Origin of the sequence: Nitrosospira sp. Nsp11 (assembly GCF_900142705.1) — a bacterium.
Taxonomy (GTDB): domain Bacteria; phylum Pseudomonadota; class Gammaproteobacteria; order Burkholderiales; family Nitrosomonadaceae; genus Nitrosospira.
The window spans coordinates 1-11,317 of the sequence record NZ_FRBV01000010.1; the positions used below are offsets into that span (position 1 = coordinate 1).

The 11,317-nt window shown below is 53.6% G+C and carries 6 protein-coding genes; 3 read left to right on the forward strand and 3 right to left on the reverse strand.

Annotated elements, in window-relative coordinates:
* Window positions 1-1,128: 1,128 nt before the first annotated feature.
* The 3 genes from BUA28_RS10990 (at window position 1,129) to BUA28_RS11000 (ending at window position 5,882) form a co-directional block, all read left to right on the forward strand.
* Window positions 1,129-3,330: a primosomal protein N' gene (locus BUA28_RS10990; RefSeq protein WP_072768175.1), complete on the forward strand. Its 2,202-nt coding sequence runs from the start codon at window positions 1,129-1,131 to the stop codon at window positions 3,328-3,330.
* 221 nt (window positions 3,331-3,551) lie between these two features.
* Window positions 3,552-4,964 (forward strand): argininosuccinate lyase, encoded by a 1,413-nt coding sequence (gene argH, locus BUA28_RS10995; RefSeq protein WP_072768176.1) that lies wholly within the window; start codon window positions 3,552-3,554, stop codon window positions 4,962-4,964.
* 33 nt (window positions 4,965-4,997) lie between these two features.
* A complete protein-coding gene (locus BUA28_RS11000; protein WP_072768177.1) occupies window positions 4,998-5,882 on the forward strand; it encodes a fructosamine kinase family protein in 885 nt (294 codons plus the stop codon).
* 130 nt (window positions 5,883-6,012) lie between these two features.
* Here the strand turns inward: BUA28_RS11000 and BUA28_RS11005 are convergent, their stop codons facing one another.
* From BUA28_RS11005 to BUA28_RS11015, 3 genes are read right to left on the reverse strand one after another with little or no spacing between them, the layout of a single operon-like run.
* Window positions 6,013-7,623 carry a peptide chain release factor 3 gene (locus tag BUA28_RS11005; RefSeq protein ID WP_072768178.1) on the reverse strand — a complete coding sequence of 537 codons (1,611 nt, stop codon included), beginning with the start codon at window positions 7,621-7,623 and terminating at the stop codon, window positions 6,013-6,015.
* A gap of 10 nt (window positions 7,624-7,633) precedes the next feature.
* Window positions 7,634-9,790 (reverse strand): ABC transporter ATP-binding protein, encoded by a 2,157-nt coding sequence (locus BUA28_RS11010; protein WP_072768179.1) that lies wholly within the window; start codon window positions 9,788-9,790, stop codon window positions 7,634-7,636.
* Window positions 9,787-11,295, reverse strand: coding sequence for an ABC transporter permease (locus BUA28_RS11015; protein ID WP_072768180.1), 1,509 nt, complete (start codon window positions 11,293-11,295; stop codon window positions 9,787-9,789). Before BUA28_RS11015 ends, BUA28_RS11010 begins: the two co-directional genes overlap by 4 nt.
* Window positions 11,296-11,317 lie beyond the last annotated feature (22 nt).

The window sequence follows — 11,317 nt, forward strand, 5'->3', positions numbered from 1 at the left end:
CCGAATTTGTACCACCTCGAGTCATACCACTCCGACATGTCGTAGTCGCGACCACTTGCCTTGGCGTGACCCGACGTTCCTAGTGTTGTTGCCATGTTGTTTCCTCCTGTTGCGTTGATCATGTGCTGCGCGCTCTACCGGCTTGTCCTGCCCCTTCCGTTCCTGAACTTGCCTCTGTTCCTGAACTACTCTACGCCGGTAGAAACTTCGATAATTTGTTGCCGTCCTTCTTTCCTTCAATCTGGTGTTGCTCGTTATGTCTGGTTTACTACTCGATACTTCGGGTGTTGCTCGATACTTCCGGTGTTGCTCGATACTTCCGGTGTTGCTTATGCTGCGGGTGTTGCTCGATACGGTCCAACTTGTTTCATCTGTTTCTCTATCCCTGCGTTTCTGAATACGGTGTTACCAATACGTTACATACCCATAACCCTATAAAGACTATCCCCGAAGATGCCCTAAGTCAAGCAGTTTGTCGGGACTACAATAGAGCATCTTGTATAGCAATTTCCATGCCAAATTTGTCGGGGTTTACATACATTCTTCGCTCATGCTGATCTTTATTTGAAGCTTAAAAAAAGTAAAATTTTGAATTCAGTCTGTTACCGCAAAACTGCATAAGTAGCATCGGCTCAGCTTCTGCTACGGCTGTGCATTGTTATTTCCGCAAGCATATCCCGTGCCAGCATTTATATATATTTTATATCAATAACTTGTAACTTATTCTCGAATTTTACGCAAATAACTGTAAAAAATGCGACATTTTAAGTAATAGCTAGGCATGGATGAGCCTTGAATGACCGCTTTTCATGCCACGGATCATATCCGCCTTGAATTGTTCCAAGTACGGTATGCTTTGTTTGGATGTGCGCGCAGCGATTACAATTTTTTTGGCCCCCTCTTGACCTCTGTAGTTTGCCCAAACAGGCTGCTAAAACCCCATGGACGAGAAACGAGCAGAACAACATTGAATGCGCGTAAAGGTTTATTTATCAAGCGGGCCGGACGGATCTCTGCTCAATGTTCAAGCTGCCGTTGCGCCGAATCAGCAAGAACCTGGCATGCTGTATTTCCACGATTCTTGCACGCCAATAAACTCAAACTCGTTTTCAATACACTCTTACCCGCATGCCCATCGTACGCGTCGCGCTTGATGTTCCCCTGAATATTCTGTTCGATTATCTTGCACCGGATACCGAGATAACGGCGCAAGATATCGGCAGGCGCGTGAGCGTTCCCTTCGGAAGAAATACGAAGACAGGGTTGATTATGGAAGTGACTACTCACTCTTCTGTGGACCCCGTCAAGCTCAAGCATATTACCCATATATTCCGGGATATTCCCTCTCTGCCCCTGGCATTGCTCGATCTATTTCATTTCTGTAGCGAGTACTATCATCATCCTCTGGGGGAGGTGGTCATGAATGGACTGCCGACCCGGTTGCGCAGCAATAAACCTTTTACGCAAAATTTTCCATCTGCATTTCACTATTGCCTCACCACAGCGGGGCGCGCCGCTGACCCCTCAGCGATTCCGGCCCGCAGTATCGTCAAACGAAGACTTTTAGCAAAACTGAGAGAATCGGGTGTGATGACCGGCAGTGAGGCAAAGCAATTTTCCCAGCGGGCTCCCAAGGCGCTGAAGGAACTGGTGGCGCTCCGGTGGGTTGAAGAAATACCCATTATTCCTTTCGAAGCTTCAGCTTCCGTTACCAATACTGCGCCGATGCCCGTCCTTAACCTTGCGCAGCAAAACGCCATTGATGTGATTGCTCCAAAAATAAATACGTTCAATACATGGCTGCTGCATGGGGTTACCGGCAGCGGGAAAACAGAGGTATACCTGCGACTGATTTCGCTGCTGTTGCGACAAGCGAGGCAAACGCTGGTGCTTGTTCCTGAAATCAATCTGACGCCACAGCTGGAGGCTGTCTTCCGTGCGCGCTTTCCCGCAGTGAGGCTGGTGAGTCTCCATAGCGGACTCAGCCCTTCCGAACGCGCGACCGCCTGGCTGCAAGCGCAACAGGGCGATGCAGAAATAATATTGGGCACTCGCTTGGCAGTATTCACGCCATTGCCAAAGCTTGGGCTGCTGATAGTGGATGAGGAACAGGACGCCTCATTCAAGCAACAGGATGGCTTACGCTATTCCGCGCGCGACGTGGCCATCTTTCGTGCCAAGTATGCCGGTGTGCCGGTAATACTTGGCTCCGCCACTCCGTCGCTCGAAAGTTATTACAATGCCATGTCTGGCCGCTATCTCAGGCTAGCGCTACCGTCGCGCGCAGTAAAGAACGCCGTCCTGCCAATGGTCCGCTGTATAGACACCCGAGCTGTAAAAACCAAAGAAAGCTTTTCCGAGCCCGTGATCGCCGCGCTCGAGAAATGCCTGGCGTTAAACCAGCAAAGCCTTGTTTTCATAAACCGGCGCGGCTATGCGCCGGTACTGCTATGCAAATCATGCGGATGGACGGCGGTCTGTCACCGCTGCGCCAGCCGCCTGGTCGTGCACCTGCGCGAGAAAAAATTGCGTTGTCACCATTGCGGTCATCAGGAGCGATTTCCCGGCGTCTGTCACGAATGCGGGGATCAGGACATTGCCCCCTTCGGGCACGGCACCCAGCGGGTGGAGGACGCGTTAGGCCAACGTTTTCCCGACGCTCGGATCATGCGTATAGATCGCGACAGCACAAGCCGAAAAGATGCCTGGGGGCGAATGCTGAAAGACATTCAGGAGCACCGCGTCGACATCCTGGTTGGGACCCAAATTCTCGCGAAAGGGCATGATTTTCCAAATTTATCGCTAGTGGTCACCCTGAATTCCGATGCCTCGCTATTCAGTACGGATTTCCGGGCCTCGGAACGCCTGTTCGCGCAATTAATGCAGGTCGCGGGCCGAGCCGGACGTGCCGATATTCCAGGAGAAGTACTGATTCAAACCGAGTTTCCGGACCATCCGCTGTACCAAGCATTACGGCAGCATAATTACGATCTGCTCGCGCAAGCGCTGCTGGAGGAAAGAAGGACGGCGGGGTTCCCGCCATTCGTCTACCAGGTTTTATTGCGCGCCGAAGCGCCCAGGATCGCTGCCGCGCTGGATTTTCTCGCTAGCGCGGCAGCACTAGCCAAGGCGCCAAAGCAGGTCGAGGTATTCGACCCGGTTCCGGCGCCAATGGCACGCCTGAAGGGAATGGAACGCGGCTATCTGTTAGTACAATGCAGGTCGCGTAAAAAATTGCAGGAATTCCTTGCCGGATGGCGGATAAAACTTGACGCACTTCCCAGCTATAAAGTGCGATGGACATTGGACATAGATCCGCTTGAGTTCTGAGCCTGAATAATTCTTTTTACCACCACAAGAAATACTTCCTGCTGACCTGTTTACGGATACCGAAGATCACAGACTTCCATCTACTTGGCTATAACGCATGGCTATAGAAGGGCCTCAGAGACATCTTTTGATTTATACTCATCGTTTTTTAACACGATAACGAAGAACGGCTTGGAAAGGTTGTGTATTTCTTTGCCCTTCCATTCTGATGAGCGAAACAAATGGCAGCCTCAAAAAAGATCAGCGCACCGGTTGAAAAAAAAATAAACACATGGTCGGGCCGATTTAGCGAGCCAGTTTCCCAGTTGGTGCAGCGCTACACCGCTTCGGTGAGCTTCGACCGGCGGCTGGCGGAATACGATATCCAGGGATCTCTTGCTCACGCCCGTATGCTCGCGGCGACGGACATTATTGGCGCGGATGACCTGGCGGCTATCCAACTTGGCTTGGACCAGATCCGGGAAGAAATCCGCAGTGGCGAATTTGTCTGGCTACTGGAACTGGAGGATGTGCACCTCAATATCGAGAAACGCCTGACTGCCCTCATAGGCGATGCAGGGAAGCGGCTACATACGGCGCGATCACGCAACGATCAGGTGGCTACTGATATACGGCTCTATCTGCGCGCTTCAATCGACGACATTGTCAGCCTCATCCATGCGATGCAGCAAGCGCTGCTGGACCTCGCGGAAAAGCATACTGATACGGTGATGCCGGGTTTCACTCATTTGCAGGTGGCCCAGCCTGTGGTCTTCGGCCACCATCTCATGGCATATTTTGAAATGCTGAAGCGCGATGTCGAACGATTATCCGACTGCAGAAGGCGTGTAAACAGATTGCCGTTAGGGGCGGCTGCGCTGGCAGGGACCAGTTATCCGATCGACCGTGACAGGGTTGCGCAAGAACTGGGGTTCGATGGCGTTTGCGAAAATTCGCTGGATGCGGTTTCCGATCGGGACTTTGCCATCGAGTTCTGTGCGGCTGCGGCACTGATCATGACACATCTGTCCCGATTATCCGAGGAACTGATTCTATGGATGAACCCATCGTTCGGCTTCATCGATCTTGCCGACCGATTCTGCACCGGTTCGTCCATCATGCCACAAAAGAAGAACCCTGATGTACCGGAGCTGGTACGCGGCAAGACGGGGCGCGTCAACGGCCACTTGGTTGCACTGCTTACCCTGATGAAGGCCCAGCCGCTTGCGTACAATAAGGATAATCAGGAAGACAAGGAGCCTTTATTCGATACTGTAGACACGCTCATTGACACGTTGCGTATCTACGCCGACATGTTGACGGGGGTTCGTGTCAACCGGGAGGCAATGTATAAGGCGGCGATGCGCGGTTATGCAACCGCGACTGACCTGGCGGATTACCTGACGAAAAAAGGGCTGCCTTTTCGTGAAGCGCATGAAACCGTCGCGCAGGCAGTGCGCTTTGCCGATGACAGCGGACGGGACCTGAGCGCGCTTACCCTGCCGGAGTTGCAACAATTCTCACCACTCATCGCGAATGACATTTTCGCTGTGCTGACTCTGGAAGGCTCCGTCAGCAGCCGCAACCATATTGGCGGAACGGCGCCGGCACAGGTAAGCGCCGCCATCGCGCGCGCAAGGAAATGTCTATCCTGATACAGTGGCCCTTCAAGTGGCCACCTGCTACTCATGCCTGCCTGGTCTGAAATCTCGGCACAAATCAGTCGCACCACCGGTATTCCATTCGCCGTCGAAACCATTTCTTCCGTTGGTGGCGGATGTATCAATCAAACGCATCGGATCGAAGGCAACGGCCAGCGATTTTTCGTCAAACTGAATAATGCCGAAAGCCTGCCGATGTTTGACGCGGAAGCGGCGGGTCTTCGGGAAATCAGCAATACCCGCACGCTCCGCGTTCCCGTCCCGATATGCTGGGGAAGAAATACATCCGAGGCATGGCTGGTACTGGAATATCTGGAGATGGGCAGGGCGCCTCGTGGCAGCGCGGCAGCCCTGGGCTCGGGGCTTGCAGCGATGCATCATATTACCTCGGGAAAATTCGGGTGGACGCGCGATAACACGATCGGTGCCACGCCGCAAATCAATCAATCCTGTTCCAACTGGATTGAATTTTGGCGTAGATACCGCTTGGGCCATCAATTACAGCTCGCCAGCGTTAATGGCTACACCGGAAGGCTACAGGCGCAGGGCGAGCAAATATTGGAGAAGCTTCATTTCTTTTTTCCAGGACCGCAACCGGTGGCGTCACTGTTGCATGGCGACTTATGGAGCGGCAACTACAGCTTTGATGACACAGCACAGCCAGTGCTATTCGATCCGGCTGTATATTATGGGGATCGCGAGACGGATATCGCCATGACCGAACTTTTCGGCGGTTTCTCCCAAACGTTTTATGCCGCTTATCGAGAAGCCTATCCGCTTGACTCCGGCTATGAAACGCGTAAAACGCTTTATAACCTCTATCACATACTGAACCATCTCAACCTGTTTGGCGGCGGTTATCTACATCAGGCACAGCAAGCGATCAGCAGGCTGCTTGCCGAAGTCAACTAAACGTTAAACCTAATCCGGTAGTCGAACGCTCATTTGATGGATCAGCGTTATGATTAGTAACAATATTTCATATTATTTGACGCTCACCTTCCGGGTGGGGGCGCTACTACCGGATTTAGGTTAAATCATTTTACCTGTCGAGATGAGTCTGGAATAACAGCCCGGCATGCTCTCGCATTCGATGGAATTGAACATGCTTCCAGCTTTCCTCGGCTACGCTCAGTTCCGCTCCATATGAAGCCAGGAAAGTAGGGGCATCGACGACGTCATAGGCTATCCGATGCGCGTTGGTATCGATGAACCGCTTAAGCTCGCGGGAGTCGTCCGCGGTGACCCAGCGGGCCAACTGGTACTTGGCAGGCGCGAGCCTGGCATCGACGCCATACTCATGCTTGAGCCGGTGTGCTACCACCTCGAATTGCAAAGTGCCTACCGCGCCCAGCAGCAAGGTGCCGCCCCAATGAGGACGAAACACCTGAATCGCACCCTCCTCGCCCAACTGTGCCAGTCCCAATTTGAGCTGTTTGCTGCGCATCGGATCGGCGAGCTCGACCGTCTGGAAGATTTCGGGCGCGAAAAACGGCAAACCCGTGAATTGCAATCGCTCGCCTTCGGTCAGTGTATCCCCCAGCTGCAGTGTTCCATGGTTGGGGATTCCGATGATATCGCCGGGATAGGCGATATCGAGCAAGTCGCGCCGCTGGGAAAGAAACGACACCACGCCGTTGGTGCGGATATCCTTACCGTTACGCACAATCCTGAGGTTCATGCCGCGATCGAACCGGCCCGAGCAAATTCTCACAAATGCGATGCGATCCCGGTGAGCTGGATTCATATTAGCCTGAATCTTGAACACCACCCCTGAAAATCTCGGTTCACCAGGTTGCACCTGCCGCTGCAAGGCCATACGCGATCCGGGCGGCGGGGCAAGATTAACCAGCGCGTCAAGTACTTCTCGCACGCCGAAGTTGTTGATGGCTGAGCCAAAAAATACCGGGGTCTGCCGGCCAGCGAGAAAGGCTTCATGGCTGAATTCGGGTGAAGCGCCGCGTATCAGTTCGATTTCCTGCTGCATAATAGCGGCGCCATCCGCAAAACGCTCTTCAAGCACCGGGTTATTCAGCCCTTTGATGATTTCGTCTCCATCATCCAGTCTGTCCGATCCAGGCTGAAAAACGCGCATGCTATCGCGCTCCAAGTCGAATACACCTTTAAAGCTGCGACCCATACCCATCGGCCAGGTAAAAGGCACTGCCGCCATGCCCAGCGTTTGCTCGATTTCATTGATAAGATCGAGCGGTTCACGTACTTCGCGATCCATTTTATTCACGAAAGTGAGGATGGGTGTTTTGCGTGCACGGCACACCTCCAGCAGACGCAGTGTCTGGGCCTCGACACCATTGGCGGCATCAATCACCATCAGCGCGGCGTCAACGGCGGTCAGAACACGATACGTGTCCTCGGAGAAATCCTGGTGGCCGGGCGTATCCAGGAGATTGATGACGCAATCGCGGTATTCCATCTGCATCACTGAACTGGCTACCGAAATTCCTCGCTGCTTCTCGATCTCCATCCAGTCGGAAGTGGCGTGGCGACTCGCCTTCCGTGCCTTGACGCTGCCTGCGATGTGAATGGCGCCCGCAAACAGCAGCAACTTCTCGGTAAGCGTCGTCTTACCGGCATCCGGATGAGAAATTATGGCAAACGTGCGACGCCGCGCCACTTGCTGACCGACCATCATGAGATTTTCCTTATGCTTGTGATTCGAGGTGCGCTGCTGAGTCTAGTTCCTGGGGATAAAGATAACAGTGCGCGGTATGCGTCGGGCTGAATGAGCTTGTCGCTGGGTAAACTTCGCGGCAAATTGGCATGACGTGGGGGCAACGAGGATGAAAGTGACAACCGGCCGGCGGATTGGCGGGTGAAGGAAGGTCTCCGTGAAGTCGGATAATATGACGTTTCGATTCAAGCTCGATCACAGGAATCGCCGCCATCAGAGCCTGAGTATATGGATGCCTGGGACTGATCAAGACTTCGTCCACGCTCCCGCGTTCTACAATTCTTCCAAGGTACATGACCGCCACTTCATCCGCGAGATATTCCACTACGGAAATATTATGAGTAATGAATAGATAGGCCAATCCCAGATTGTCCTGCAATTCGTTCAACAGGTTCAGAATCTGGGCTTGAACCGATACGTCCAGTGCGCTGGTAGGTTCATCGCACACGATCAGCTTGGGGTTAACGGCCAAGGCACGTGCGATGGCGATACGCTGGCGCTGGCCGCCGGAAAATTCATGTGGATAGCGCCATTTTGCTTCTGGCGGCAACCCGACACTTTCCAGCAAGGCATCGACTTTATGCCTCTTCACGATATCAGGCTGATGCTCCGCGTCGCTCGCTTTGCTGTCGTCTTCGACATTCAGGGCATTCATGCCCTCCTCGATAATGTCGACGATGCGCATCCTCGGATTGAGCGATGAATACGGGTCCTGAAATATAAGCTGGAATTCGGAGCGTAATTTCCGCAACCGCTTGCGTTCCAACCCAACCAATTCGAGCCCGTTATAACGGACACTGCCGCCAGAGAGCGGGATCAATTGCAGGATACCTTTACCGACTGTCGTCTTCCCGCAGCCCGATTCTCCCACCAACGCTAACGTTTTGCCCAGGCCGATTTCCAGTGAAACGCCATCTACCGCCTTGACATGGCCCACCACATGTTTCATCAAGCCCTTACGGATGGGAAAGTAAACTTTCAGATCATTGGCGGATAATAAGCATGAATGGGAAACACGAGATTCAGGAGTCAGCGATGTGATCTGGGTGTTGGACTCATCCGCAGGCCGGGAGTTCAGCCCGGAGTTTAGAGTCAGGGCTTCCGGTTCTGCACCCCTTGACCCTTGCTGCCCTTGCTCATTAACCCGTGACCCCAGGTTCTGATTAAAAAGATGACATCTGACGTGGTGTTCGCCAGCCAACGCCGCCCACCCCGGCGCCACATCGTGACATAATCCCCAAGCCTGATCACAGCGGTCGGCAAACCGGCAACCTACGAATTCGCGTGACAATGGCGGCACATTTCCGCTGATCGCGGCCAACCGCAAGCCCTGCCGGCGTCTATCCCGCCCTGGCAGCGAAGCAAGTAATTTTCGCGAGTAGGGATGCGCGGGCTCGCGGAAAAAATCTTCGCGCGTCGCCGTCTCTACCATTTCGCCGGCATACATTATTCCCACTCGATGCGCCATTTCTGCCGCCACACCGAGATCGTGAGTAATCAGCAGGATACCCATCCCCTCACGTTGCTGCAAATCACGCATGAGATTGAGTACCTGGGCCTGAATGGTGACATCCAACGCAGTAGTCGGCTCATCGGCGATGAGGAGTTCCGGTTCTCCCGCCAGCGCCATTGCTATCATCATTCGCTGCTTCATCCCGCCCGAAAACTGGAAAGGGTATTCGTTCATGCGCTGTGATGCGTCTGGTATTCCCACCTCATTCAAAATTTGCTGTATGCGTTTTTGCGCAACCGCGCCGCGTAGGTTGAAGTGCCGCCGCAGGACCTCGCCAATCTGTTGCGCCACGGTCATTACTGGATTCAGGCTCAGCATCGGCTCCTGGAAAATCATGCTGATACGCTTTCCGCGAATGCTGCGCATCACGGTCTCCGGCAGCAGAAGGAGGTCCTCTCCATCGAGCTTGACAGAGCCCCCTACGATTTCGCCTATTTCTGGCAGTAACCGCATAACGGACAGCGCAGTCATGGACTTGCCGCAGCCGGACTCGCCCAATAGGGCGAAAGTCTCGCCTCTCATGACTTGCAGCGTAAGCCCGTCCACAGCCCGAACCAGTGTTGCCTCCGTATGCAGAATGGTTTCCAGGTTGCTGATTTGCAGCACGGCGCTCATGACGAAAAAGGATCTTCGATCCCGGCGGAAACAGCTTTGCCTTCCGGCGCTTTCCTGAGTTTTTTGCGCCTCAATGTTCCAATTTTTGCCGACAAGGTTCTCACGCGTGGGTCAAACGCATTTTGTACTGCATCGGCAAATAGATTAGCGCTCAATACCAGCGCAAACATAAAGCTGAAAGCCGCGAGCAGGGCCCACCATACCACCGGTTCACGCGCCATCTCCATCCGTGCCGCATTGATCATGGTTCCAAAACTAATCGTCGACGGATCAACCCCGACACCGACGTAAGACAATACGGCCTCCGCCAAGACGAGGCCGCTGAAATCCATAACCGTCGTAATGAGCACGATATGCATTACGTTAGGAAGAATGTGCCGGCTGATAATGCGCCAATGGGAAACACCAAACGCGTGAGCCGCCTGAATATACTCCATTTCGCGCAACTTCAATGTCTCGCCGCGCAGTAGACGGCACAGGCCGGTCCAACTCGTAACCCCGAGTATGATGCAGAGAAACAGCAGGCGCAGATCAGCCCGCGCGGCGATCGTATCGAACAGCTCGGGGCGGGTCTCGATGTAAACCTGCATCATCAATACTGCCGCCGCGATGAGCAAAACACCCGGAATTGAACTGAGTGTCGTATAGAGATATTGAATCACATCATCTATCCAACCTCGAAAGTAGCCTGCTGTAATACCCAGAAGCAGCGCAAAAGGAAGCATCATCAACGTAGTCAGTGTTCCGATCACGAGTCCGGTACGGATGCTTTTGAGCGACTGGTAAAAAACGTCCTGTCCTACCTTGTCGGTACCTAATATATGGTAGTTTCCGCATAATGTTAGGGCCGCGCCGCACAGCAATAATATCAGCAAGAGTACGATGGCTACCGCGTTCCAGGGAATTGCGGTAGTGCCACGCCTGATGGCGGAAAGCGCTGATATGAATGTCTCACCGCTGCGGCGCGCCACCAAGGCGCCCAGTAAAATTAACAGCAGGCTCCAGACAAGTAGCCCCAAGCCTCCGCCCGCTCCCGCTCTCAAGGCAACGTCGGTGATAAGCTGCGCTTCGGGATCCTGCAAATGCGCCCCGCCAAATTTCAGTCGGGGAAATTCCCGTGTCTGCCTGCCATCCGGGAACTCCACTGTTTCTCGAGCGTATAGGTGCGCGGCAAACGGCGCTGAGTAGGTCTTTTCCACACGTACGCGCAGGGGGGTGGCGATCAGATCGAGCAAACTCAGCACTTCCACGCTGTAAGCCTGCTCACGGGCGCCGTCGTTGGCGTTTCCCACTGCGGGACGTAAATGCACCGTATCGAGTAGCCCGATAATGATAAAGAACATTAATACCGTGAGAGCTGCCATACCACTCGCGCTATGGCTTACGCGCCGCCATGGCACAAGAAGGTGCTGGTTTCGCCGCACATGCCAGACAAACAGGAGTACTACTGCCACAAGCAGATAGATCAGCGCATCTGTCCAGAGAACTACAGGTTTGAAAGCCATGTATGGTTTTACCGGAGCAGCA

Excerpts from the sequence above, each read along its gene's own strand:
- BUA28_RS10990 (WP_072768175.1), top strand. The coding sequence starts at position 1,129 with ATGCCCATCGTACGCGTCGCGCTTGATGTTCCCCTGAATATTCTGTTC.
- argH (WP_072768176.1), top strand. The coding sequence starts at position 3,552 with ATGGCAGCCTCAAAAAAGATCAGCGCACCGGTTGAAAAAAAAATAAAC.
- BUA28_RS11000 (WP_072768177.1), top strand. The coding sequence starts at position 4,998 with ATGCCTGCCTGGTCTGAAATCTCGGCACAAATCAGTCGCACCACCGGT.
- BUA28_RS11005 (WP_072768178.1), bottom strand. The coding sequence starts at position 7,623 with ATGATGGTCGGTCAGCAAGTGGCGCGGCGTCGCACGTTTGCCATAATT.
- BUA28_RS11010 (WP_072768179.1), bottom strand. The coding sequence starts at position 9,790 with ATGAGCGCCGTGCTGCAAATCAGCAACCTGGAAACCATTCTGCATACG.
- BUA28_RS11015 (WP_072768180.1), bottom strand. The coding sequence starts at position 11,295 with ATGGCTTTCAAACCTGTAGTTCTCTGGACAGATGCGCTGATCTATCTG.